The sequence below is a fragment of the Candidatus Beckwithbacteria bacterium genome (assembly GCA_012797845.1).
Lineage (GTDB): Bacteria > Patescibacteriota > Microgenomatia > UBA1400 > UBA1449 > JAAZOH01.
In genome coordinates, this window is sequence record JAAZOH010000002.1 from 1 (window position 1) to 23,674 (window position 23,674).

The following is a 23,674-nucleotide window of genomic DNA, read 5'->3' on the forward strand; positions in this document are numbered from 1 at the left end:
GTTTTTGGGCTGATGGCTACTTTGCTGAAACCATAGGTAAAACCAATTACTTACAAATAAAAAAGTACATTAAAGACAATAAAGAAATTATGCCAGAGAAGGATTAAAACCACGGTCTTTAGACCGTGTGTAGTTTATTAGGTTTGCAATACACATTGCTTAATTTAGAAGCTATTGAATGCCAATTCCAATATCTTTTTACATGCTCTCTAGCAGTCTTTCCAAAACTAGCATATTTACAAGGATTGGAAATAAAGTCAATTAAATAGTCTCTAATTTGCTTTGGATTATTAGGATCAAACATAATTCCTATTTCAGGATCAGAAATTACTTCACGTATTCCTGGAATATTAGATGCAAAAACTGGTTTTCCACAAGCCATGACCTCTGGAATAACCAAAGGGAGACCTTCTCTTGTACTGGGAAAGAAAAAACTGTCACAGGCCTGGATATAAGTTGGCATTTGATCATGAGGTACTTTGTTAAAAATATGTATACCAACCCCAAGACCTTGAGTTATTCTTTGTTTATTATAATTGTCTATTTGTATACATACTTCATTATAAATAGAATCTGGCTGTCCTTGTCCTGCTCCGCCACCTATAAAAACCAAGTAGCCCTTTTCTTGGATATCTAAGGGTAAGGTTTTCCATATGTTGATTAACACATCTGGTTGTTTTCGTTGAACAAACCTACCTATAAATAATATAACGGTTTTATCTATTGGAATTCCTAATCTAGTACGTATGTGTTGCTTTTCTTTTTTTGAACAAGGTTTAAAATGTTCATCATCAACTCCGAATGGTACCATCTCAAAATTCATCTGAGGTTTAGTTAAACCAGCCTCAGAATACTCTAAAGCTATATCGGAATTAGCTCCTATGTATCCTGTCATAGCACAATTGAGTAATGCATTTAAAGGTTGATGCTTTTTTGACGATTGCCAAGTAATTTGATTTACTCCCCTTCTAGTTATTGATCCACTTGTGGCAGTACTTAGGTATGTATTAATCCCTAAGGTTCTTAATAATATTGAAGCTAGATATTGTTGCTCAGCTTTATCATTATATGTTTCAGGGGTTTCTGGAATGGGTGGAAATACTTCCATCCATTGCACAATATCAAAATCACTACGTCTTTTTAAAAGATAGCTGATTATATCTTCAATCCCTGCTCCTACGCCATGTACGACTATTCCTTCGGGGCTAATTTGTGTCCCTCTTTGATCCGAATGTTCATATATGCCTTTAGCAATAATCTCTGTATGATGGCCGAGTACTTTAAGACCTTGTGCCAATTTTCTTGTGCCAATTTCTAATCCTCCAATCTCATATAAAGGATGATAAGGGATGACTAAAGCAACTTTAGGTGGTTGTCTTACTATCGTTTCTTTACTGAAACTTTCACACTGTATTCTGGCAAGATTGAATATTGCAGAAGCTACAAACGGAGAATTAATTCTCTCCCCATCAACAATAGATTGAACTAGTTGTTCAGTATTTGGGTGAAGTGTTTCTCTACCCAGTGGCATAATATTAAATTTTGGACAGAGAATTAGATTTCAGTTTCTTAAATTCCTTTATAAAACGAGGATGATTAGTAGGATTATATAAAATTGAGAGTAATCCCGCTTTTCTAGCACCAATAACGTTTGGTTTACTGTCATCGATGAATACACATTCACCTGGCTTAACACCTAATCGTCTATACATAATATCGAAAATCTTTTTATCCGGTTTCTTAATTCCTAATTTAGCAGAATTTAGCATGACATTAAAATTATCAGCAAATTTAAATTTATGACTCCATTTATCAAATATAGTAAATGTACCATTATTAATAATCCCAGTTTTATAGATATTTTTTATCTGGTTATGAAACTCCCACATTTGTATATTTTTCTTATATCCATCTGCAATTTTGTCAGCTAATGCTTGTACATCAATTATTTTATTACCGTATCCATTTTTTATTTCATCCCAAAAAATCTTGTCATTTAAAGCGCTACCGCATTTATGATCAATAGCTAGAACTATTTTTGATGGTCTCCAACTCTTTTTTTTAATAAGCAGCGGACCAACACAATCATAGATAATGGCTTTAATTTTCATATTGGTGAATAGCTGGTAATTCTAAATTATGTTTATGAGTAAACAATTCAATTGTACGAACTTTTTCTGATCTTTCAATTATAGTTTGAAGTTCTTGGACCCTATCCTGAAATGAATGATCTTGTAGTGCTTGTCTTGCATTAAAACTAGGTAACTCCCCTTGGTAATCAGGGCAAAGAGTTATATTGCCATCTGTAGCTACTCGAACAAGGCATCTTCCCTCCTGGCAAAAAATAGGACAATCCCAACACTCTGAATCTCTCATAGTGTAACGACTATCTTTAAAAGAAAGCACTAAACCATTAGGTAATAGTGCTCGATGGAAAGCAACACCAAATTGATCTCTAGTAGTATGAAAATTTGCCTTTGGATATAGTTGTGTTACTGTAGTTTGGAATTCTGGATACGCAACAAACTCTCGTTCCCAAAACGATTTATCACTTCTGTCCAAGTTTGGATAATGTACCAAGTCTAAATATTGGACTTGCTTAACACCTAAACCCTGGCAAAAATCAATAAAACGTTCCATTTCTGAGGGGGTCATTTCACTTCGTAATAATACCCGGTTTATGCGTGTATATATTAATTGGCTAGAAGCACGAATTCCCTCCAATACTTTATGTAAATCTCCACCTCCTGTAATTTCCCGAAAACTGTCTGGATCACATGTGTCCAGGCTCACTTTAAGCACATTTAATCCTTTTGGTAAACCACCATTCTTTTCTAAGTAAGTTGTTAACAATATTCCATTAGTAGTAATATCCACTTCTTTATATCCCATTTCGCTTATTTCTGTAATAATTTTATCCCAATCATGTCTCAATAATGGTTCTCCTCCTGTGCCTCTCATTTTAGTCATTCCACCCTGTTCATGTAGCTGTCTGAGTATAGTTAGAAGATCATCAGAACTGAGGTTTCCTTCATGCATAGGTGCTTTCCGAAAGTCTTCCATAGCAGCTGGAAACGCATCGTTTCTATAAGAAGAACCACCGCAGTAATTACAAAATAAATTGCAATAAGGCCATAATGCAACTCTAGCAGTTGTATCAGCAAGAGTTTCTTTATTCATAACTATCTTTATAGGACACTAAATTAGTGTTATTATAATACGAAAATTATAATACGCAATAAATATATACATATTATTTATTTGAAAAATGGAAACACCTGAACATCTAGCACAAACACTAATACATAAAAAAGATATCGTATGTACTCAGTGTGAAGAACCGACCATCTATCCTTTAACTGGGGGGATTATTAATATCAACGAAGTTATCTGTTCTCCTTGTTTCGATTGTCAGCCAGTAGTTGCTAGTATTTACATTAATGCTCCAGAGAGAAGAGATAAGGAATTATTTATTAGGCAAATCCTTATGCAACAACCAGGAATACCTGTGCCAACGCTCCTAGATTCAGGAGATACTTTTATTGATGGTCAACTTATAACGTATATGGTGAAAGAACTTATTCCGGGTGATACCTTATATTCAGTTTTACATAACCGGTTACCTGAATTATCTAAGATTGATTTAGAATCTATTGCTCTGCAACTTGGAAATTATTTAGCTAGAATTCACCAATGTTATTTTCCTTGTTTTGGAGAAATTAATGGGGATCAGTTGTCTCCTAGGTCTGAATGGCGTGATGTTTTCTGGGAAAGATTTTTACGAAGAGCAAAATCAGTATCAAATCTTCCTTCGGACATTCAAGTTGGACCCTATCAAGCCATTGATATCCAAGTACTATTGCCTATCTTAATAAAAAAAGTGCAACAAGAAATTGGTATATTAGATTCAGTCACAACTCCAGTTTTAGTACATGGTGATTGCCATTTTCTCAATGTTATGGCTAATTCAACAAAGAAATGGGGTATATCTGCGATACTGGATATGGAAGATGCACATGCTGGTGATGCTGAAGTAGATTTGGCAATCATTGAGAGTCAACTTAATTTATCTCCTGAGTTTAGTACTGCATTTAAAACCGTATTGCCTGCTTTTCTTCACGGCTATAGTATGAAAAGGAGAATATCTCCTGAGTTTAAACAAAAAAGAAAACTTTATCATATTCCTTGGTCACTCTCTTATTTTGAGGCAGTCTTACAGATGGATACACAAATTCATCCAATAACTGAACAAATAATAGGATATATGCATCGTCACTACCAGGTACTTAAAGGAATATCGCAAGGATTAACACTAGAAGAAATAGGAGTTCCCTGTATAGTAGATAATGATTAAGTTACACTAACTATAATATATTCAAACTCCTTTTACACTCCCCTATATAATTTTTTCTGTGTGACACAATGAAAAAGCAGTGAGCTAGAAAAAGTTAATGTATTTTTGAAGAAATGATATAGTGTTTATATATTTAAATACTAAAAATATTTATTGTTATGAGAAAAATATCAACTGATCGGATTTTTGAATTTGAATTAGCTGCACTTAAATTACTTCAAGAGAATAATAATAGGCTACCATCTAGAGAAATCGTTAGAATTTTAGAAAATACACTTGAGTTGAACCAATATGAACCCTCCACGGACTAAAGTCCGTGGTTTCCTAAACATGTTATTGATCTTGTACATACTTAATCACAGAACTCAGATTCCTATGGCCAACAGTACCAACAAAGTACCCTTCAGACCAAAAGCTATTTGCCCAGACAGCTTCTTCCAAGCTTGGAAACAGTTCTCGCAGCTTTTTACTGGTACCACCTTTGATCAGCTGCATAATCCTACTCGGACTGTATGTGGGTTTGGCTCCAAGCAGCAGGTGTATATGGTCAGGTTGGATGTTAAGCTCCACAATCTCAAAGTTGTTAATCTGCGCACAAAAACGAATCATGCCATCCAAACGTTTTTTAATGTTTCCTACCAGTTTTCGCTTACGATACTTGGGTATAAAAGTAAAGTGATACGTAATATCATAGGCAGTGTGAGTAATATGTTTAATTTCCATATTCTCAAGTTTATCAAATTGCCAAAACATTCGTTTTTGTGCTTACAAGGATTGCATTCCTCCCACGCCCTTACAGGGCGGGGTTTCTTGCAATGTTTATGAACTCTGTTACCCAAGAAGATAGTCTCGGTTGTAGTCTTGCTTGTATTGCCCAGCTAACCCACAAATCCTATCAAGCAATTTTAAAATTAGTCGATCATCAAAAAGCTCAAACTCAGGGATTTTATTGTAAAGAATTAGTATCTATTCTATCTTACTTAGGCTATAACTATAACTATAAATACTTAAAACCAAGACTTAAAAAACTAATTTATACAAATGGGGTCATTGTCTTTATAAAACGTTCAAAAAAATATCCTAACGGACATTATTTAATTCGTGTTAATAAAACATGGATGGATCCCTGGATAAATTTTTCTGCTACCGCAAGGATTATCGATGCAACGGCAGGTTTTAGAAAACGGCTACCTGGAACTCCAATTTATGCTTTGTTCCCAAGGCAAATATTAGTTAGTGAACAAAAAAATACCTGCTGCTACAAAAGTAACAACAGGTAAATTTTATTTAATTTTTGATAATAAAATATAAATCTCTTTCTATATCAACTACATATGTATGCTAGACATATTGGATATGTCATGCATGCTGTAGATATATTCCAAAACTTGTTCAACTGTAGCTAAAGCCTTAGTAATAGCTAGCAGTGGGTCTTTGGCATAAAGGCTAATGTATTTCCAACTACTGCCTGAATGGTCTTCATATCCATAAAGATTAGTTAAGACTGCAGCTGTAAATTCAGCTACCACTTCCTGATCAACATTTTGCCCAGCTGTCAATTTGCCTTTTATCCGGGCATGGATAGCATGAGCTAGTTCGTGGAAAAAGACTGAGGGGTCAAAACTAGCTAAACGGATCCTTGTCCCATCAGTAGTACAATCTCCATACCTATCTTCTATGGTAGGGGTATAACTAACGTTAATCTTTAGTTTTTCAGCCAGATCCATAAGCGGGGGTAATTTGGCAGGAGTGTATAGAGAAATAGGAGTTTCCCCTTTGGTAGCAGAGGCTGGAAAAACCGGTACTGGATAAAAACCTATACAAGTATATTCTTCCCGATCAGCTTCTCCATCAATATCTTTGACCATATGTGGTCTGATGATATATACAGCCTTACTACCTTTCTGGACAAATCTACCTGCCTTTTGCCATTGTCTAAAACCTCTGCAATCTAATTCTTCAGCCTGGATATAGGCTAGAACCCGGTTACTTAAGCTCCAGTTTCGAGCTGGAGCTTGGGGATCTAACCGAATCCTGACGGTATTAGTAATGGGAGATAAATCTCCATTCTTAAACTTCTCGACCACCTGATCGAGACTTTGTTTAACCTTAGGAGAGAATTTCATAAACCCTATCCTCCTTCTCTACTGCAGGAATAGTAATTAAGCACCAAGCTTGCAGCTAGCTCACTGCTCAACCATTCCTACTACACACGAAGTCAAGGTGCGGCATTTGTGTCCTGATTTTTTGAAGGATGCAGATGCTGTGCCTTGACCGTGTGACACAATAGAAAAGCAGTGAGCTAAGAGACTATATTTTTATTATTAGTTGAGGAAATATAACTTTGGATATAGAATTATAGGGATTATGCCAATCTTTAAAGTCAACAAACAAAAGCTGGAATCAATTAAGGAAGTTAAAATTGATTTGGAAAAAGACATACAAACTCTTACGGAAAATAATCTGACTACTATTTTTAATCTTCAATTTGTTTGTTCTGAATTTACTCATAATAACTTACGTATTGATACTTTGGCTTACGATCAAGAAACTCAATCCTTTGTGATTATTGAATATAAAAAAGATCGAAGTTTTTCTGTTATTGATCAAGGCTATGCTTATTTAGCTTTAATGCTAAATAATAAAGCTGACTTTATTTTGGAATACAATGAAAAGACTAATCAAAATCTTAAGCGAGAGAATATAGATTGGTCACAATCACGGGTTATCTTTATCGCTAATTCTTTTACCAAATATCAACAGCAGGCTATTAACTTTCAAGATTTACCAATTGAACTTTGGGAAGTTAAAAAATACAGCAATAACACTTTTTTATATAACCAACTTCAATCACCCCAAGCTTCAGAATCGATTAAGACAATTAGTAAAAATAAAACCATAAGCAAAGTTTCACAAGAGGTTAAAAAGTATACAATTAGCGATCTTTTTAAAGTAGATTGGAGAAACTCAAGAGATTTATTTGAATCTTTAAGACCTAGAATTCTAGAAATAGATGAAAGAATTGAAGAAAAATTTAATAAATTTTATGTAGGATACAAAATTGGGTCATATAATCTTTGTACGTTAAATGTTTATAAATCTAAACTGGAGTTAGACTTGGTAAGAGTTGATAAAAAAGATCTAAATGATCCAGAGAATAAAATAAAACTACGACCATGGAAAGAAAATAATTGGGGTAAGTTATGTAGATATACTATCCTATCTAAAAATGACTTCGATTATGCTATGTTTTTAATTAAACAAGTATATGAAAAGTTTTATAAGGAGTAGCCATGTTCGAACAAGCCTTCAAAAATATTGATGATGTTTTATGGAAAGATGCAGGAGTGAGTAACGAGCTTGATTATATCGAGCAAACCTCCTGGATTTTGTTTTTAAAATATTTGGATGATTATGAAAAAGATAAAAAAACTGAAGCTGCCTTGGCTGGGAAGCAATATCGATTTTTAATTGATGAAGCATTTCGTTGGGAATCTTGGGCTTGTCCAAAAACTCAAGATGGTAAACTGGATCACAATCAGGCTTTATCTGGTGATGACCTTAGAGACTTTGTTGACCGTCAACTGTTCCCCTATCTCAAAAAATTTAGAGAAAAAGCTGAAAGCCCAGATACAATCGAATATAAAATCGGAGAAATATTTTCCCAGCTGCGAAACAAAATTCAAAGTGGCTATACCCTAAGAAATGTCTTAGACATTATCGACCAGATGAAATTCCGCTCCCAGCAGGAAAAATATGAACTGTCGCATCTTTATGAAGCCAAAATCCAAAATATGGGTAATGCCGGCCGTAATGGTGGCGAGTACTACACACCAAGACCACTGATTAAAACTATTGTCAAAGTAGTTGATCCGCAGATTGGAGATCAAGTTTATGACGGGGCGGTTGGTTCGGCCGGATTTTTGATCGAGGCGTTTGAGTATATGCGCAACTTGCGGCCACTGTCGACCAATGACGTCACAACTTTGCAAAAGCAAACCTTTTTTGGTAAAGAGAAAAAATCGCTGGCGTATATCATCGGGATTATGAATATGATCCTGCATGGCATTGATGCCCCCAATATTTTGCATACCAACACCCTTTCTGAAAATATTTTGGATATCCAGGAAAAAGACCGCTTTGATGTGGTGCTGACCAATCCCCCATTTGGCGGCAAAGAACGCAAAGAAGTCCAGCAGAATTTCCCGATCAAAACCAGTGAAACCGCCTTTTTATTTCTGCAACATTTTATAAAATCTCTAAAAGCAGGAGGTAAAGCCGGGATTGTAATTAAAAATACTTTTCTGTCCAATACCGACAATGCTTCCATTTCCCTGCGCAAACTGCTTTTAGAAAACTGCAACCTGCATACGATTTTGGATTTGCCAGGCGGCGTTTTTACCGGAGCTGGAGTCAAAACCGTAGTCTTATTTTTCCAAAAAGGTTCAGCAACCCAGAAGGTTTGGTTTTACCAGCTTAACCTTGACCGCAACTTAGGCAAAACCAATCCGATCAATGAAAATGATTTGGCAGAATTTTTGACTTTGCAAAAAGACAAAGCTGATAGCCGAAATTCCTGGACAGTAGATATTAAAGACGTAGACGAAAAAACCTATGATCTGTCAGTCAAAAATCCAAATAAAAATGATGAGGTGGTGTTGCGCGAGCCGAATGAGATTTTGGAAGAGATGGAAAAGTTAGACTTAGAAAATAAAAATATAATGTTGGAAATTAAAAACTTACTATAGTTCTATGAGAATACAAACGATAAGTATTGCAAATTATCCTCCAATTAAAAATTTAAAAATAGAGAACTTAAGTAATGTTGTAATTATTGCTGGAGCGAATGGTTCAGGTAAAACAAGACTGAAAGAGGCTATTATTCAAACTTTTCAAGGTAGTCCTCAAATGTCGCTAGAGATTCGAGCCACTAAAGATGAAGAAAAACAGAGATTTAATGATGATTCAATTAATGTGATTCAGGGACAGTCAAATCAAATATTAAATCAATACATGCAAAGTCGTAGTTTTGGTCGGGGTAAATATGTTGGATCATTAGTTCAGATTGATTCTGATAGAAATATTACAACTACAAAATATAACAAAATAAATTATCAAACCTCTGATCCAGATGACCAAGATTCACCAAGCACGTTTTATTGTCAAAATTTTGCAAATAGATGGCAAGATTTTATGAATTATATTCATCAAAAAGTGGCTGCATATAATACAAAATTAGCTGAGGAAGTAAAAAACAACCAAGAAAAAAAGGGACGCGAAATATTACTAAAATTGCCACATCCACTAGATAAATACAAAGCTATATTCAAGAAACTACTACAAGATAAAGAATTACAAGACATAGACCCAGCTAATCCAGGCGAATTTAAATACAAAACTGATGAGGGAATAATACTGCCTTTCAAGGCATTAAGTTCTGGTGAACAGGAAATTATCAAAATAATATTTGATATTGAAAGGAAAGATATTAAACATTCAGTTATTCTTGTTGATGAACCTGAATTACATTTACACCCTACCCTTACTTTCAAATTAATAGAAAATTTGAAGACAATTGGCGAACAAACAAATCAGTTTATATTTCTCACTCATTCTGCAGATATTATTTCAACTTATTATTCGACCGGAGATGTATATTTTATTGATGCAGAACAAACTGGACAAAACCAGGCTCATAAATTAAGTGAGCTTGATCATAGTCATAAAACATTAGTAAAACTTATAGGCGAAAATCTAGGTTTATTTGCTGTAGGCAAAAAACTTATTTTTATTGAAGGAGATAGTTCAAGTATTGATCGAATGACTTACCATTCTATAGCCCAAAAATATCTTCCTGATGCTAAAGTAATTCCAATAGGTTCCGTTGAGAGTATAGGAACACTAAATATCATAGAAGAACAAATAAGAAATGCAATTTTTGGTATAGACTTTTATATGATTAGGGATCGTGATGGTTTAGCAAATGATCAGATCAATGAATTAGAAAAAAGTGGGAAATTAAAATGTTTGAAACGAAGACATATAGAAAATTATTTTTTTGATGAAGGAACCTTATTTAAGGTTGCTGAAAGATTGTGTCTAACTACAATAAATCCACAAATTACCCCTACCTATATTATTTCCGAATTAAAAAAAATTGCTTCTAAAATGTTTAATTTAAATCTTTTGCAAAGCATAAAAGATTATTTAGTACTTAATCACAACCTAGACATTCCTACTGTTCGGAACATAGATAAAAAAAGCTCTGAAGAAATAAAAATAGAAATGATAAGTGGAGTAAAACAATCTTTGTCAAAAATCAATATCGATCTTTCTGAAGTAAAACTAGACCAATGGATTACTACAGAAAAACTCAAATTAGAACGTTCACTTCAAGCTGATGAGTGGATTATTGATTTCCGTGGCAAAGAAATATTTTCTGTATTTTGTTCCAATGTTTTTCATGATGATGTTTTGAAAATAAGACAAGCGTATGTAGATATAGCACTTCAAGAAAAACCTAATATCTTTAAAGATATTATTGACATATATCAAAGTTTTAATTAATTTTTATAAAAAATTTTAATAACTAAAGAATTAATTAAGATATACGTTTTTACGCTAAATAAAAAAGAATATGTATGAGCATTAATCATCAAGAAATAATAACCGAGATTAATAAAAATATTACTACAATAATAACTGTAATTTTGATAATTTTTACTTTCTTTTTTTATTATTCCAGTGCTTATTTTTTTGCATTTCTAACCTTAGTTTTACTTTTGATTAGTCCCAGAGTTAATGACATTAAAAAGATCAAGGTAAGTTTTAAAAATGTTGATATTGAATTTAGAGAACTTAATAAAGAATTAAAAGAAGTTATACAATCCAAAAATACATTAGAAAATAAACTTAAAGGAGCTAAAAAAATACTTAGCAATATGTTTAAACTTGGTTGTCGTATTGGAGAGGGAAAGGCTTTAGGTACAATTTCAGATGTAAAAATGATTGAAGACGAGGAAGGAAATATAACAGTTCAATATGATGAATCCTAACTGGCAAACAAAAAAACTAGGCGAAGTAATAAAACTTGAATATGGAAAACCATTACCTAAATCTGATAGAAAAACTGATGGTAGATATCCGATTTATGGCGCCAATGGAATTAAAAGCTGGAGTAATAAATTTTATTATGATAAGCCCACTATTATTGTTGGCAGGAAAGGTTCTGCTGGTGAAATTAATCTAGTGGAAGAAAAATTTTGGCCATTAGATGTTACTTATTTTACAACTTTTGATGCTAAAAAATATGATTTAAAATTTTTATATAACCTTTTAAAAAATCTTGAACTCCCAAAATTAGCAAAAGGTGTGAAGCCTGGGATTAATAGGAATGATATTTATAAAATAAAAGTTCCCCTTCCTCCCCTTTCCGAACAACGTCGCATAGTCAAAATTCTGGATGAGGTTTTTGGACAGATTGAGAAAGTCAAAGCAAATACTCAAAAAAATCTGGAAAATAGCAAAGAGTTGTTTGAATCGTATTTGAAATACTCCTATGAAGGAAACAATGAATGGTTAACTAAAAACTTATTTGAGGTTGCAGAAATAAATAAAGATAAAAATGGTAGAAAAGACCTTCCATATATTGGGATGGAGGATATTGAATCTAATTCTGGGAAGTTTATCGGATCATTTGAACCAAAAAGTGTAAAGAGTTCATCTTTTTATTTTAATGATAAACATATTTTATATGGTAGATTAAGACCTTATTTAAATAAGGTACTGATACCAGATTTTGAAGGACATTGTTCGACGGAAATATTTCCGATTAGAGTAAATAATAGTTTGGATAAAAAGTTTTTATTTTACTGGCTTATAAAAAGATCAACTACAGAAAGAATTAATTCTACATGTACAGGAGCCAGAATGCCGAGAGCAAATATGAATAAAGTTTTTAAAGACTTTAAAGTTGTATTTCCAAAATCTCTTACTGAGCAAAAGCAAATAGTCGCTAAGCTGGATGATTTATCAGAGAAAACTAAAAAATTAGAACAAAATTATCGGCAGAAATTGGCGGATTTGGAGGAGCTTAAGAAATCAGTTCTCAATAAAGCGTTTAGTGGTGAGTTGTAAAAATAAAGATAGATTCCGGATCAGGCTTTCAATCTGTCCGGAATGACATGGGTTAGTTTACAATTATTTACCAACTAGTTGACATAAGAGAAGCCATAGTTTACAATTAGTTGACATATGATAAACAAAGAAGAAATACTTAAAACCATAAAAGATAAAGGCATTGTCAAAAGCTCTGATTTGGTGGCTAGTTTTGGTGTGTCAAGACAATATATTGCCAGACTTTTAGCCCAGCTGGTTTCTGAAAATGAAATTGTCAAAGTTGGCTCAACCAGAGGTGCTTTGTATGCTACTGAAAGTTATTTAGCTAAAAATCCTCAATCTGCTGCTGCTGTTTACACTAAAACTTTTAAAAATACTAATCTGGAAGAGCATAAGATTGTTGATGAGATAAAAACCAGCTTTTCCTTGTTTGATCAATTGCCGGAAAATATCAAAAGTATTTTTGAATACGCTTTTTCAGAAATGCTCAATAACGCTATTGAGCATTCGCACTCTAAAACTATTAAAGTAAAAGTCAGTTTAAATCAGAAAGAGCTTTCCTTTGTGATTGATGATTTTGGTATAGGAGTATTTAGAAGCATCATGAATAAAAGAGGCCTCAAATCTGAGCTGGAAGCGATTCAAGATTTGCTCAAGGGCAAAACTACAACAGCGCCCAAGCTCCACTCTGGAGAGGGAATCTTCTTTACTTCTAAAGTTGGAGATCAATTTGCTTTGGATAGTTTTGGTTACCAACTTATGACAGATAATACCATTGATGATCTGTTTGTCGGCAAAACCAAGGGACAAAAACAAGGAACAAGAGTTACTTTTAAAATCGGTATTGATAACAAACATCATCTCAATGATGTTTTTAAAGAGTATACCAATGTGAGTAATGATGGAGACTATGGTTTTGACAAAACGGAAATAAAAGTGAGGCTCTACACCATGGGTGGGGTGTATATTTCCCGCTCTCAAGCACGCAGAGTTTTGGCAGGACTGGAAAAATTTAAAGTCATCGTGATGGACTTTGATAAAGTGCCGACAGTAGGTCAGGCATTTACCGATGAAATTTATCGGGTCTTTAAAAATAAATATCCGGAAATAAAAATTGAGAATATAAATACGAATGAAGCTGTCAATTTTATGGTGGAGCGGGCCAAGAAAGAAGCAGAAGTAGGAAGAACATAGTGTGAAAGTTTGTAACCATCTTTTATATGAACGAAGCCGAAACTCGAGCTGAATATATTGATCCAAAGTTAAAATCATCTGGATGGGGAGAAGTTGAAGGGTCAAAAGTTTTACGGGAATATCGGATAAGTGAAGGAAGAATACTGGGGAATTTAATAGATAGAAAGCCGGAAATTGCCGATTACATCTTGGTATATAAAAACCGCAAACTTGCAGTTATAGAAGCCAAAGCTGATGAGCTGCCGGTATCAGAAGGCGTTAATCAAGCCAAAAATTACGCCAGAAAACTAAAGCTTGATTTTACCTATTCCAGCAATGGCAGAGAAATTTACGAAGTGAATATGAAGACCGGTAAGGAATGGACTTTGGAGCGCTTCCCTACCCCGGATGAACTTTGGCAAGCTAGTTTTTCGGATCAGAATGAATGGAAAATCAAATTTTCCAATATTCCCAATGAAGGTAGTTTTGGAAGTCGTTATTATCAAGAAATTGCAATCAACAATATTTTGGATGCTATAGCTGAGGAGAAAACCAGAATTTTGCTGACCATGGCTACCGGTACTGGCAAAACTGCCGTGGCTTTTCAAGTAGCTTGGAAACTGTTTCAAACCCGCTGGAATTTAAACCGTGATGGCGGTCGCAGGCCCAGAATTTTATTTTTAGCCGACCGCAATATTTTAGCTGACCAAGCTTTCAATGCCTTTTCTGCTTTCCCGGAAGATGCGCTGGTGAGGATTAATCCTTTGGATATCCGTAAAAAAGGCTGCGTACCGACTAATGGCAGTATCTTTTTTACTATTTTTCAAACATTCATGAGTGGAGCAAATAACACTCCTTATTTTGGGGAGTATCCGGCAGATTTTTTTGACTTCATTATTATTGATGAATGTCATCGAGGTGGGGCCAATGATGAGAGTAATTGGCGCGGTATTTTGGACTACTTCAAACCCGCGGTACAACTGGGCATGACGGCTACTCCCAAGCGAAAAGATAATATTGACACGTATAAATATTTTGGCGAACCGGTTTATATTTACTCACTTAAAGAAGGTATTAACGACGGCTTTCTAACTCCATTTAAAGTTAAGCGGATTAAAACCACGCTTGATGATTATGTGTATGTTTCTGATGATCAGATAATTGAAGGCGAAGTTGAAGAAGGCAAAGTTTATGAAGAACCGGATTTTAACCGCATTATTGAAATAAAAGAACGAGAGGCTGAAAGAGTCAGGATAGTTTTGAATGAAATAAACCAAAATGAAAAGACACTTATTTTTTGTGCTACCCAACTTCACGCTTTAGCGGTGAGAGATTTAGTTAATCAAATGAAAAAGAGTCATGATCCCCTTTATTGTGTCAGAGTAACTGCCGACGATGGGTCCAGAGGTGAACAATATTTACGCGAATTTCAAGATAATGAAAAAACTATTCCCACTATTTTAACTACTTCCCAAAAATTATCTACCGGAGTTGATGCCAGAAATATTCGCAATATTGTTTTGATGCGGCCGATTAATTCTATGATTGAATTTAAACAAATTATTGGTCGAGGCACTAGACTATTTGATAATAAATATTATTTTACTATTTATGATTTTGTTGATGCCTACAAACATTTTTCTGATCCAGAATGGGATGGTGAACCGATCCCAGAAATTTGTAAAAAATGTGGTCAAGATCCTTGTGTTTGTGAACCAAAATCACCCCAAGTTTGTCCCGTTTGTGGTCAATCGCCATGTATTTGCGAAAAACCACCTAGAATTTGTCCCGTTTGTGGTCAGTCACCTTGTATTTGTAAACCCAAGAAAATGTTAAAGATAAAATTACGTGACGGTAAAGAACGAGATATTCAACATATGCTTTCCACCTCATTTTGGGGGGCAGATGGCAAACCGTTGTCTTCTGAAGAATTTATCAAAAAGATTTATGGAGCTTTACCAGATTTATTTAAAAATGAAGCTGAACTACGAAAGATTTGGTCCAATCCCACAACCCGAAAAAAGTTTTTGAGTCGGTTATTTGAGTTAGGCATAGACTTAGAACAATTAGAAAATATTCAAAAAGTAGTCAACGCTCAAAATTGCGATCTTTTTGATGTTTTAATTTATTTATCATTTAGCAAACCCTTAATTACTAGACAAGAAAGAATTGATAAAAACAGAAAAAATATTTTTGAAGGACTTGATGATAAGCAAATAGAATTTTTAAACTTTGTTTTATCAAAGTATGAAGAAAAAGGTGTAGAAGAATTAGATGAAGAAAAACTACCAATTCTTTTAAATCTTAAATATCAAGCTATAGCTAATGCCGAACAATCTTTGGGTGATGTTAATACAATCCGCGATATGTATTTTGACTTTCAAAAAAGACTTTATGCTGAAGTTTAAACAAATTAATTAAGTTTCCAGATTGATAAAATAATTAGGTTTACAACTATTTTAAAATGATATAAAACTCAGGTTTTATATAAACTATGGAAAAAATAATCAAATCCGAATTAGAACCTCATATACAGAAACTTATTGATGATTTGGTAATAAAATATGGTCCAATCGCTATCGTATTAATAGGACTATTTTTAATAATAGTAATAATAACATGGGATATTCTAAAAAATAAAATAAGAGGTGAAGTAAAAAAGGGAGTCGATAAACATAAAGCAGAGATTGATAATACCTACACTAAACAAATTGAACATTATCGTCTTTATGTTGCTAAACAACACAAAGCCTATGCCAAATTAAATAAATATTTATTAAAAACAGAAGGTTTGGCAGTATTTCAAGCTTTAAAGACATATCCAGATTTTACAGAATATACAGAAACAGAAATTTCGAAATATCTTAAAGAAAGGAACGCATCAGAAAATGAATTGAAACAATTCATTAGTTTAATGGGTGATTCTAAAGCTTTACAAAAAGAAATGCAAAACTATACAGAATTATTTAATGTAAGAAAAGCTCGTGTTTTTTTTCATAAAACTAAAAATCATTATTGGATTAACGCATTATATTTTTCCAATAAAATTGAAGAGCAATTTAAAGATATTACTAAAATATTGAATGAAATGATTATTATTAGAGAAATACCGTCAAATGATAATAAACTTACGAAAGAAGATATGCAGACATTGAGAAGTTTACAAAAAAACTTGCAATCAAGTATTGATAAAATAGTCAAACAAATGAAGGAAGAGTTATCTGCAGGCTTAGCTAAGTAAGTTAGTTTATTAAGTCCTATAATCTATACTTTACCACCTTCTTCTGATATAATTTGGTTCTAATTTAAGTCTATTTTTAGGTTTAGCTTTTTATAATCAATACTATAAGTATGCTAATTTTTATTTACCATGAAAGATAGTGAGCAATCAATCGGACTATATGACTATGCCGAGCTACAATCATTTTTAGCTGCTCCATTTAGACAGTTAGAAACTAGGCAAATACCACAAGCTCCTAGTAAAGAATTTTTGATGTGGATACCAACACAGAGACATATTGAAGTAGGTTTTGTATACAAGTCTAGTATCTGGTACCTTGTAAAAGCTAGTGATTGGGGAATCCCGATTTGGTTAATACCTCCAGATGCTGATGTCTTACTTCATTCTCATTACGAAATTCCCGGACAAGATCCAATAAAAGCAACCATACCTAGCGCTGAAGACTTTTTAAATGCTTCACCAACTGCCCATAATTTAATTACTTCAACTATTGGTTTAACTCAATTCCATACAGTTGATTCCTTACATCATCTGGAATTAAGAGCCATCGCAGAATCAGAAAGATATAGAACCGATATTGATGGCTACTTAAGCTTTCTTGAAAGTCTTGATGCTAGGTATGAAGTGTATCTATGGGAAGAAATGTCGGATAACCAATTAGCTTGTCTTTTGAAAAGCAGTTACAAATGAAAATTATCCATATATAATTAAAACTATATATGACTACAGCTACTCTAATTCAAGTCGGCAAAAAACTAAAAAAGGCAAGACAAAAAAGAAGTTTAACGCAGCAGCAAGTTGCCGATAAAGTGGGTATTCACGTCAGTTATTACTACCGCATTGAGCGGGGCGTTGTTAATCCTTCTATAGAAATATTAGAACAAGTTTGTAAGGTATTAAAAATTAAAGGAAGTGAGATCTTACCTTTTTAGTGTTTCGTGATTTTCTTCTGGCTGCTTTTTCCCTCCCGCTTTTTTAAGATAATTCTGGCTACTGATTCTAAAATATCAGCCACTTTTTCAATATTATCTGGCGTAAGATTTTCTGGGTCTTTTTCCTCTAAGCCTATTTTGGCATATTTTAAAGCTACTACTCTACTTTCCAGTATTTTCTTAAATGTTTGCGAATGAATACACGAGAACTTTTTGAGGAAAACTTCTTCTTGACTTAAACTCAAAGCCTTATTTTTTACTGACTTATTATTTTTCATTGCTATATTATAACTTATTTGACCTCCAGTAATCTTTCTCTCTATCCCTATATGGATAGTTAAGCCTGACATATCAATAATTATATAATAATACGTATGGAAAATGCTGTGGCTGTCATTAGGGTATCCACTGTAACCCAAAGTATGCGGGGAGATTCACCTGAGGATCAAAAGCAACAGATCGAACGTTATGCTCAGGCAAGAAGTATCAGGATTAAGAAATATTTTGTCTTCATGGACTCAGCTTCTAAAGAGCAACAGCCTGTCCAGGAAGCTATTAACTACTGCATAAAAGCTCAGAATCATATCCAGCTCCTTATCATCAAATCAATTGACCGATTTACCAGAGGTGGTTCATCACTGTATGACTTGATGAAAACTCGCCTTACAAAACACGGGGTTAAGTTAATCGATTTATATGGTGTCATCAGCAACCAAAGTGTTAACACCTTGGAACATTTAAGTGTAGCTTATTCCTGGAGTGTGTACAATCCTACGAAAAAAACCGAGCTTTTAGAAGCCGAACGGGGAAAAGATGAAATGAGGGATATTATGACCCGGATGATAGGGGCTGAAATCAGGTATGTCAGACTGGGTTACTATGTCAGGGCTGCCCCGCTTGGGTACCAAAACCAAAAAATTGAGACAGTGCATGGCAGGCGGAATATTTTAGTCCCCCACCCGGTTGAATCAAAATGGATTATTGCTATGTTCCGGCTAAAAGCTGAAGGTTTTTTATCTGATCATGAAATTGTCCAACACGTTAACTTATCCGGTTTTAAGACACGAAGATACTATGTTCGGGATACGCAAGATAAGCGCAAAGTAATTGGGTATCAGGGCGGCAAAGCCTTAACTATAAAAAATTTTGACAGGTTACTTAAAAAACCAATCTATGCTGGTATCAACTGCGAAAAATGGACGGCTAATAAGCCAGTAAAATGCGTGTTCCCTGGTCTTGTATCAATTGACCTTTTCAATAAGGCTAATAAAGACAAGATGCTAATCTGTGAGCAAAATGGTGAGGTGCAACTTATCAAAGGTAAAGCCATGCTTAAGCGCTTTGTCAAAAGTTCCAAAACCTATTTGTATCCATATAAAAGACTGGTGCTATGCCCTATTTGCAGACAGCCGTTCTTTGCCAGTGCTTCTAGAGGCAGATTGGGCATATACTATCCTGCCTACCATTGCAACAAACGTGGCCATTACTACCGTGTACCTCTGAAAAAATTCAACCAAACAGTAATCAATTTTTTAAGCAGAATCAGGATTAAAAAAAAGTATAATTCTTACTACCAAAAACTGTTTAAGCGCGAATGGAAGCAAAAGCAACAATTACGAAACAAGCATCGGCTGCTAATTGACACCAGGTTACAGGAAATTGATACAGAAATTAAGCTTAACCTTGAAAAGGTTAACATGCTCTATTCAAAAACTGCCTTAAGTGCAATTGAGGTAACAATAGGACAGCTAGAAAGGGAAAAGAAAAAGTTACAAGCCAAGAGAAGCATAACTCTAAAGAATGCCAGGAATGATAAAAACAAACATCCTCAAATTAGTCAGCCAAGTAATCAGATTCCTACACATATTATTAATGACCATAATACAGTTAGTAGAGAAAGGCTATTTAACTACCTTTTCCAAACCTTACCCACGTATGAGGAGCTAGAAAAATTTAGTGCCAAATTAAACAGAGAATTTACCATTCATCTGGGCCAGGAGAAGGTGATGCAAACGGCATAGTTGTGGTTGTGGTAGCTCCAGAAGCAGTAACTGAGCTAGAGGTAATTGAAAGCACTCTCTCAGATTCTGGTCTTTTCAAAAAATCATCAGGTAGTTCGCAATAAAAAGGTTTGGGATCTTGATCATCACAGAGCTCTAAATAGCCAACAAACTTATTTTTTTGAGCATCATCTTCCTTTTTAACTTCTCGAATTTCTGCTGGTGGCAAATCAGTAATAATGGTCATTTGTGCCGATTATATAACCCTAAACTATCTAGAGCCAATACACTTTTCGTAATTGATAAACTTCACCATGTAGATAGCTGACTCTTCGTCTTCAATCCGCCTCATGATTTCCCGGCTTTTTATTTGGGATAAAATATTTAAACTCCCCTCCCATAAGATAGTGCGGTCAATAATTGCCAACTTGCGGTGATGGTTACCTTTACAAATAAAGGGTTGCACTCCTAGATACTCAAACCTGGTAATTTCATAATCGGCCTGCTCTGCCATAGGTCTACGATGCTCTTTGGGATCTCTGGTAAAAACATAGACTTTCACTCCATTGTTAACGAGTGATTCAAAAACCGGATACAAGAATTTCATTCTAGCACTGCTAATAAAAGGGCTTTCGATAATAACTTCCCTTTGACAATGCTGTAAGTCATAGATAAACTGCCTGTAAAAAGTATGCTCATCAAACAAGGCTGATGCAGGTAAGGGATTATTTTTCATATTCCTCCTCGGCTGCCTCGTAAGCGATCATTAATTTGTTAAAAAATGCCAGGAGTGGTTCAAAATAATTTGCGTCAACCCCGCTTCTTATATTGTCTTCATATACATATATATGACTCACGAAAGGCTTTTAAGAGCTGATCTGCATACCCATACAAATTTTTCCAAAGATGGAATTACTCCTCCTAATGTTTTTGTAACCGAACTATTAAGGCAAAGTATTGGAATTGTAGCAATTACTGATCACGATACCATGGATGGTATCCCCCCTATTCAAGATGCAATCCTAAGCCAATCTGCTGGTATTACTGTTATTTCAGGTATAGAAATAACCACGGGTACTCCAAACCAAAATGATAAGAATATAGAATTATTAGCCTATTATTTATCTGAACCAGTAAGTTCTGGATTAAATCTTTCCCAAACAATTCAAGAAGTTGCCAAGCAAAAAGGAATTATTTCCATTCCCCATCCTTTTGAATTATGGCGGCATGGAGCTGGAGAAGAAGTTGAAGCAATAATAGCTTATGCAACGGAGGCTGGAGTGCCTGTAGCAATTGAAATCTTTAATGCAAGAGCGTTGCCTGGTTTTAATAAGAGAAGTGAAAATTCATTGGCTAGATTTCAAAATACTATATATACGGCAGGTAGTGATGGCCATCATCCTTTAGAACTTGGCAGAGCTGGTTTGTTATTGGTAGTTCCAAGTAACGAAGTTTATGACAAAAATTGGTTGCTTTTAAATCTTCGCAATAAACCTCAAGTCTTTGGAGAAGCAAATCCACTTACTACTTTCATATTAAGATTATTGGTTAAATTTGAAAAAAAGCGTCAAGCAAAAATGAAACCTCTTCCTTAATATTTACCGCTTTTAATTTCGCTGCTTAAACAAATCCTAATTAAATATAGTTTTTCTCAATATTTTCTAAACAAAAAATCAATACTCTATTTATAGGTATAAAATTTCATTTCAGCTACTTGTAAGAAAATACAATTAGCCTAAAATAAATATTTCCAAGATAAATAATACGTGCATTCTCTGGGTAGATAAATTATGACTCAATCTAAAAAAAACATTCTATTTTTTCTAAAATTATCTTACTTATTAAGCTTTCTTCCTTTTCTTGCAGACCTTTTTTCTTATTCAGGATTTATGCAGAAAAATGTTTATCTTCCACCGTTGGCCTTTTCTTGTCTTATAGTTTTATTTCATATTTTTCTTAGCAAGAAATATAAAATTAAACTTTCGGAGCAGTTTGTTTCCAGTAACCTAATATTTCTGCCTATAGTTTTTGGGATTTTAGGAGCGTTTGCGTTTTTTCTAGAAGAATTAGGGCCATTATTCCCAAATTATTTTTTTGCCAACTATAAGATTCATTATATAGTTTTTCCCTATATAGCTTTATCATGTATGCTTTTTGGTTTTGTTCATTGTTCAAAAGAAAAAATTGAAACCTATATGAAGCAGTTAGTGCCAATTGTTACTTGCGCACTTTGTATTTTTGCAGGTTTGCTTTACTTTTCAGAACCGCTTGTTTATAAAGAACTTGTCAAAGAAGATTCAGTAGTAGAAAATATTACAGCTTTAGGATATTTTGCTAGTGGAATTACAGCTTTTATTTTAGCCAAAAAAACCTCCTCTAATCGTTCTATTGCGTTTCATAAAATTTTAAGCCTTCTTTGTATTGTAGTTGGAATAGGCTTCATTTTTGTTTCCTTGGAAGAAATTTCTTGGGGGCAAAGAATTTTTCATTTCCAAACACCAGCGGCTATTGCCGAACATAATCGTCAAGCTGAAATCAATCTTCATAATTCAGAAGCGTTATGGCCTTTTGTTTATAAAGCATATCTTGCAATTGGGCTATATGGAATGTTGGCTTGGCTTGTAGATTGGATAAGTAAAGACCTCTATATCCTGCCTAAGAAATATCAACTTTGGAAAAAAATCTGTATTCCTAAATCCTATCTTTTTGCAAACTTCTTTTTAATTGTATTGTATGTTTGGCTTCGTTCTCATCATGGACCATGGAAATACCAATTACTTGAGGAATTTAGTGAGATGATTTTAGCAATAGGAATTAGCATTCATTTGATCGAAGCTACCGTCCATATTTTTGACCCAAATGAACAAGTAGAAGATTAATTTTTGGGGTTGTAGCTCAGTTGGTTAGAGCATCCGCCTGTCACGCGGAAGGCCGCGGGTTCGAGTCCCGTCAATCCCGCACATCTTTTATCTCAAAAACAACTATATCAAACTATTCTAAAGATTACTGCAAGTTCAAACTTATTCTATGTTATAATTAGTCAAATAATTTTTTAGGAATCTAGCTGCCACGATGCAGCTTTTTTTGTATGTTATTTGAAGAAAGATTAAGAAAACTGAGAGATTTATCTCTAGAACAACAAGCACAAGGAGTACAGCAAAAAATTTGGGAATTTACGTTAAAAGAAAAATTGTTTAAAGAGTTAAGAGATGGAGTTAGGCAGAATCCTAATTATGCCGAAATAGCTGATTTTTTGCAAAGCAGTGCAGTAGTTGAAATAGTTGAATATTTAGCAGATCAGGTTTGGTGTAAACCATTAGTAAAAGAATTAGAAATAGCATCTTGTACCCACCTTTTATCACCAGATCTTTCAGAAACTGTGGATGAATCTAGTATAAGGATTATTTGCTATGAAGCTAATGCCGTTCCTGCACCAATAACTAGTAAGCAGGTTTTACCAGAAGAAAATATTAAGTTACCTGAAAATATAGCTGAAGAGACTATTGATTCCGCATCAATTATTCAGGCGGCTTTAGCTGCAGGAGGAATGAGTACTTATAATGGTGGTAAACGAATCTTTCCTGAATACAAAAAACCTTCAGGAAAAGGATTTATAACTTTATCAGGTAAACATTATCTTGTAGAAACAGTTGCAAGAAAAGAACGTCCTATAGAAATTAGCTTTACGGCGAGAGTAGACCCCTACACTCAAAGTGTCGTATATGGTCTTAAAGGTTATCATGAACTATTTTATAGTACCCCTGACGAATTATTTGATAGTATAGCAATGAGGGTAAATAATGGCGAAAGTTTCGAAGAATCTTAGAATATTAATATAAAATAGATATTTATAATA

General features: G+C 34.1%; 25 protein-coding genes and 1 tRNA gene. 18 read left to right on the plus strand and 8 right to left on the minus strand.

Annotated features, from left to right (window positions below; genetic code table 11):
• Positions 1-107: IS200/IS605 family transposase (locus GYA49_00165; GenBank protein NMC35439.1), on the plus strand; the 107-nt coding region annotated here is incomplete at its 5' end.
• A gap of 11 nt (positions 108-118) precedes the next feature.
• Here GYA49_00165 and GYA49_00170 read toward each other — a convergent pair.
• The 3 genes from GYA49_00170 to GYA49_00180 are packed head-to-tail and all read right to left on the minus strand — an operon-like array spanning position 119 to position 3,180.
• A complete protein-coding gene (locus GYA49_00170) occupies positions 119-1,531 on the minus strand; it encodes a glycosyltransferase family 4 protein (protein NMC35440.1) in 1,413 nt (470 codons plus the stop codon).
• A gap of 4 nt (positions 1,532-1,535) precedes the next feature.
• On the minus strand, positions 1,536-2,111 hold the full coding sequence (locus tag GYA49_00175) for an HAD-IA family hydrolase (GenBank protein ID NMC35441.1): 576 nt from the start codon (positions 2,109-2,111) through the stop codon (positions 1,536-1,538).
• The gene (locus GYA49_00180) at positions 2,101-3,180 is read right to left on the minus strand and encodes a radical SAM protein (GenBank protein ID NMC35442.1); all 1,080 of its coding nucleotides are present in this window, start codon (positions 3,178-3,180) and stop codon (positions 2,101-2,103) included. The genes GYA49_00175 and GYA49_00180 overlap by 11 nt, the downstream gene beginning before the upstream one ends.
• An 88-nt stretch (positions 3,181-3,268) precedes the next feature.
• Here GYA49_00180 and GYA49_00185 point away from each other — a divergent pair, with 88 nt between their 5' ends.
• Positions 3,269-4,354, plus strand: a complete 1,086-nt coding sequence (locus GYA49_00185; protein ID NMC35443.1) for an aminoglycoside phosphotransferase family protein — start codon at positions 3,269-3,271, stop codon at positions 4,352-4,354.
• Positions 4,355-4,687: 333 nt separating this feature from the next.
• Here GYA49_00185 and tnpA read toward each other — a convergent pair whose 3' ends face one another.
• Positions 4,688-5,077 carry an IS200/IS605 family transposase gene (gene tnpA, locus GYA49_00190; GenBank protein ID NMC35444.1) on the minus strand — a complete coding sequence of 130 codons (390 nt, stop codon included), beginning with the start codon at positions 5,075-5,077 and terminating at the stop codon, positions 4,688-4,690.
• A gap of 98 nt (positions 5,078-5,175) precedes the next feature.
• On the opposite strand from tnpA, the gene GYA49_00195 reads away from it, so the two are divergent.
• Positions 5,176-5,634, plus strand: coding sequence for a hypothetical protein (locus GYA49_00195; GenBank protein ID NMC35445.1), 459 nt, complete (start codon positions 5,176-5,178; stop codon positions 5,632-5,634).
• Between the two features lie 48 nt (positions 5,635-5,682).
• Here the strand turns inward: GYA49_00195 and GYA49_00200 are convergent, their stop codons facing one another.
• Positions 5,683-6,480: an ArdC family protein gene (locus tag GYA49_00200; GenBank protein ID NMC35446.1), complete on the minus strand. Its 798-nt coding sequence runs from the start codon at positions 6,478-6,480 to the stop codon at positions 5,683-5,685.
• A gap of 241 nt (positions 6,481-6,721) precedes the next feature.
• On the opposite strand from GYA49_00200, the gene GYA49_00205 reads away from it, so the two are divergent.
• From GYA49_00205 to GYA49_00250, 10 genes are all read left to right on the plus strand, one after another.
• A complete protein-coding gene (locus tag GYA49_00205) occupies positions 6,722-7,645 on the plus strand; it encodes a hypothetical protein (GenBank protein NMC35447.1) in 924 nt (307 codons plus the stop codon).
• A 2-nt stretch (positions 7,646-7,647) separates the two neighbouring features.
• On the plus strand, positions 7,648-9,102 hold the full coding sequence (locus tag GYA49_00210; GenBank protein ID NMC35448.1) for an N-6 DNA methylase: 1,455 nt from the start codon (positions 7,648-7,650) through the stop codon (positions 9,100-9,102).
• Between the two features lie 4 nt (positions 9,103-9,106).
• Positions 9,107-10,921 carry an AAA family ATPase gene (locus GYA49_00215; protein ID NMC35449.1) on the plus strand — a complete coding sequence of 605 codons (1,815 nt, stop codon included), beginning with the start codon at positions 9,107-9,109 and terminating at the stop codon, positions 10,919-10,921.
• A gap of 74 nt (positions 10,922-10,995) precedes the next feature.
• Entirely contained in the window at positions 10,996-11,409 is a 414-nt protein-coding gene (locus tag GYA49_00220; protein NMC35450.1) for a hypothetical protein, read from the plus strand.
• Positions 11,396-12,490, plus strand: coding sequence for a hypothetical protein (locus GYA49_00225; GenBank protein ID NMC35451.1), 1,095 nt, complete (start codon positions 11,396-11,398; stop codon positions 12,488-12,490). The genes GYA49_00220 and GYA49_00225 overlap by 14 nt, the downstream gene beginning before the upstream one ends.
• A gap of 117 nt (positions 12,491-12,607) precedes the next feature.
• Positions 12,608-13,666: a DUF4325 domain-containing protein gene (locus GYA49_00230; protein NMC35452.1), complete on the plus strand. Its 1,059-nt coding sequence runs from the start codon at positions 12,608-12,610 to the stop codon at positions 13,664-13,666.
• A 26-nt stretch (positions 13,667-13,692) separates the two neighbouring features.
• Positions 13,693-16,053 (plus strand): DEAD/DEAH box helicase family protein, encoded by a 2,361-nt coding sequence (locus GYA49_00235; GenBank protein ID NMC35453.1) that lies wholly within the window; start codon positions 13,693-13,695, stop codon positions 16,051-16,053.
• Positions 16,054-16,139: 86 nt separating this feature from the next.
• The gene (locus GYA49_00240) at positions 16,140-16,886 is read left to right on the plus strand and encodes a hypothetical protein (GenBank protein NMC35454.1); all 747 of its coding nucleotides are present in this window, start codon (positions 16,140-16,142) and stop codon (positions 16,884-16,886) included.
• A 129-nt stretch (positions 16,887-17,015) separates the two neighbouring features.
• Complete coding sequence (locus GYA49_00245; GenBank protein NMC35455.1) at positions 17,016-17,576, plus strand: hypothetical protein; 561 nt, start codon at positions 17,016-17,018, stop codon at positions 17,574-17,576.
• A gap of 29 nt (positions 17,577-17,605) precedes the next feature.
• Positions 17,606-17,818, plus strand: coding sequence for a helix-turn-helix transcriptional regulator (locus GYA49_00250; protein ID NMC35456.1), 213 nt, complete (start codon positions 17,606-17,608; stop codon positions 17,816-17,818).
• Here GYA49_00250 and GYA49_00255 read toward each other — a convergent pair.
• Entirely contained in the window at positions 17,815-18,168 is a 354-nt protein-coding gene (locus GYA49_00255; GenBank protein NMC35457.1) for a hypothetical protein, read from the minus strand. The genes GYA49_00250 and GYA49_00255 overlap by 4 nt on opposite strands.
• Positions 18,169-18,192: 24 nt before the next feature.
• Between GYA49_00255 and GYA49_00260 the strand changes: the two genes are divergently transcribed.
• On the plus strand, positions 18,193-19,839 hold the full coding sequence (locus GYA49_00260; GenBank protein ID NMC35458.1) for a recombinase family protein: 1,647 nt from the start codon (positions 18,193-18,195) through the stop codon (positions 19,837-19,839).
• Here GYA49_00260 and GYA49_00265 read toward each other — a convergent pair.
• Together GYA49_00265 and GYA49_00270 are read right to left on the minus strand one after the other, a co-directional pair.
• Positions 19,796-20,065, minus strand: a complete 270-nt coding sequence (locus GYA49_00265; GenBank protein NMC35459.1) for a hypothetical protein — start codon at positions 20,063-20,065, stop codon at positions 19,796-19,798. The two genes, GYA49_00260 and GYA49_00265, sit on opposite strands and share 44 nt — an antisense overlap.
• A gap of 24 nt (positions 20,066-20,089) precedes the next feature.
• Positions 20,090-20,554 carry a hypothetical protein gene (locus GYA49_00270; protein NMC35460.1) on the minus strand — a complete coding sequence of 155 codons (465 nt, stop codon included), beginning with the start codon at positions 20,552-20,554 and terminating at the stop codon, positions 20,090-20,092.
• Positions 20,555-20,666: 112 nt separating this feature from the next.
• On the opposite strand from GYA49_00270, the gene GYA49_00275 reads away from it, so the two are divergent.
• The 4 genes from GYA49_00275 (at position 20,667) to GYA49_00290 (ending at position 23,644) form a co-directional block, all read left to right on the plus strand.
• The gene (locus GYA49_00275) at positions 20,667-21,413 is read left to right on the plus strand and encodes a PHP domain-containing protein (protein NMC35461.1); all 747 of its coding nucleotides are present in this window, start codon (positions 20,667-20,669) and stop codon (positions 21,411-21,413) included.
• Between the two features lie 294 nt (positions 21,414-21,707).
• Entirely contained in the window at positions 21,708-22,697 is a 990-nt protein-coding gene (locus tag GYA49_00280; protein NMC35462.1) for a hypothetical protein, read from the plus strand.
• Between the two features lie 5 nt (positions 22,698-22,702).
• Positions 22,703-22,776, plus strand: a tRNA-Asp gene (locus GYA49_00285).
• 130 nt (positions 22,777-22,906) lie between these two features.
• On the plus strand, positions 22,907-23,644 hold the full coding sequence (locus tag GYA49_00290) for a hypothetical protein (GenBank protein ID NMC35463.1): 738 nt from the start codon (positions 22,907-22,909) through the stop codon (positions 23,642-23,644).
• Positions 23,645-23,674: the final 30 nt, after the last annotated feature.

What these genes read in the sequence shown, in the direction of transcription:
- GYA49_00290 (NMC35463.1), top strand. Translation starts at nt 22,907, where the DNA reads ATGTTATTTGAAGAAAGATTAAGAAAACTGAGAGATTTATCTCTAGAA.
- GYA49_00235 (NMC35453.1), top strand. Translation starts at nt 13,693, where the DNA reads ATGAACGAAGCCGAAACTCGAGCTGAATATATTGATCCAAAGTTAAAA.
- GYA49_00245 (NMC35455.1), top strand. Translation starts at nt 17,016, where the DNA reads ATGAAAGATAGTGAGCAATCAATCGGACTATATGACTATGCCGAGCTA.
- GYA49_00240 (NMC35454.1), top strand. Translation starts at nt 16,140, where the DNA reads ATGGAAAAAATAATCAAATCCGAATTAGAACCTCATATACAGAAACTT.
- GYA49_00255 (NMC35457.1), bottom strand. Translation starts at nt 18,168, where the DNA reads ATGTCAGGCTTAACTATCCATATAGGGATAGAGAGAAAGATTACTGGA.
- GYA49_00270 (NMC35460.1), bottom strand. Translation starts at nt 20,554, where the DNA reads ATGAAAAATAATCCCTTACCTGCATCAGCCTTGTTTGATGAGCATACT.
- GYA49_00200 (NMC35446.1), bottom strand. Translation starts at nt 6,480, where the DNA reads ATGAAATTCTCTCCTAAGGTTAAACAAAGTCTCGATCAGGTGGTCGAG.
- GYA49_00185 (NMC35443.1), top strand. Translation starts at nt 3,269, where the DNA reads ATGGAAACACCTGAACATCTAGCACAAACACTAATACATAAAAAAGAT.
- GYA49_00210 (NMC35448.1), top strand. Translation starts at nt 7,648, where the DNA reads ATGTTCGAACAAGCCTTCAAAAATATTGATGATGTTTTATGGAAAGAT.
- GYA49_00225 (NMC35451.1), top strand. Translation starts at nt 11,396, where the DNA reads ATGATGAATCCTAACTGGCAAACAAAAAAACTAGGCGAAGTAATAAAA.
- GYA49_00180 (NMC35442.1), bottom strand. Translation starts at nt 3,180, where the DNA reads ATGAATAAAGAAACTCTTGCTGATACAACTGCTAGAGTTGCATTATGG.
- GYA49_00170 (NMC35440.1), bottom strand. Translation starts at nt 1,531, where the DNA reads ATGCCACTGGGTAGAGAAACACTTCACCCAAATACTGAACAACTAGTT.
- GYA49_00205 (NMC35447.1), top strand. Translation starts at nt 6,722, where the DNA reads ATGCCAATCTTTAAAGTCAACAAACAAAAGCTGGAATCAATTAAGGAA.
- GYA49_00175 (NMC35441.1), bottom strand. Translation starts at nt 2,111, where the DNA reads ATGAAAATTAAAGCCATTATCTATGATTGTGTTGGTCCGCTGCTTATT.
- GYA49_00230 (NMC35452.1), top strand. Translation starts at nt 12,608, where the DNA reads ATGATAAACAAAGAAGAAATACTTAAAACCATAAAAGATAAAGGCATT.
- tnpA (NMC35444.1), bottom strand. Translation starts at nt 5,077, where the DNA reads ATGGAAATTAAACATATTACTCACACTGCCTATGATATTACGTATCAC.
- GYA49_00260 (NMC35458.1), top strand. Translation starts at nt 18,193, where the DNA reads ATGGAAAATGCTGTGGCTGTCATTAGGGTATCCACTGTAACCCAAAGT.
- GYA49_00280 (NMC35462.1), top strand. Translation starts at nt 21,708, where the DNA reads ATGCAGAAAAATGTTTATCTTCCACCGTTGGCCTTTTCTTGTCTTATA.
- GYA49_00195 (NMC35445.1), top strand. Translation starts at nt 5,176, where the DNA reads ATGAACTCTGTTACCCAAGAAGATAGTCTCGGTTGTAGTCTTGCTTGT.
- GYA49_00275 (NMC35461.1), top strand. Translation starts at nt 20,667, where the DNA reads ATGACTCACGAAAGGCTTTTAAGAGCTGATCTGCATACCCATACAAAT.
- GYA49_00220 (NMC35450.1), top strand. Translation starts at nt 10,996, where the DNA reads ATGAGCATTAATCATCAAGAAATAATAACCGAGATTAATAAAAATATT.
- GYA49_00215 (NMC35449.1), top strand. Translation starts at nt 9,107, where the DNA reads ATGAGAATACAAACGATAAGTATTGCAAATTATCCTCCAATTAAAAAT.
- GYA49_00265 (NMC35459.1), bottom strand. Translation starts at nt 20,065, where the DNA reads ATGACCATTATTACTGATTTGCCACCAGCAGAAATTCGAGAAGTTAAA.
- GYA49_00250 (NMC35456.1), top strand. Translation starts at nt 17,606, where the DNA reads ATGACTACAGCTACTCTAATTCAAGTCGGCAAAAAACTAAAAAAGGCA.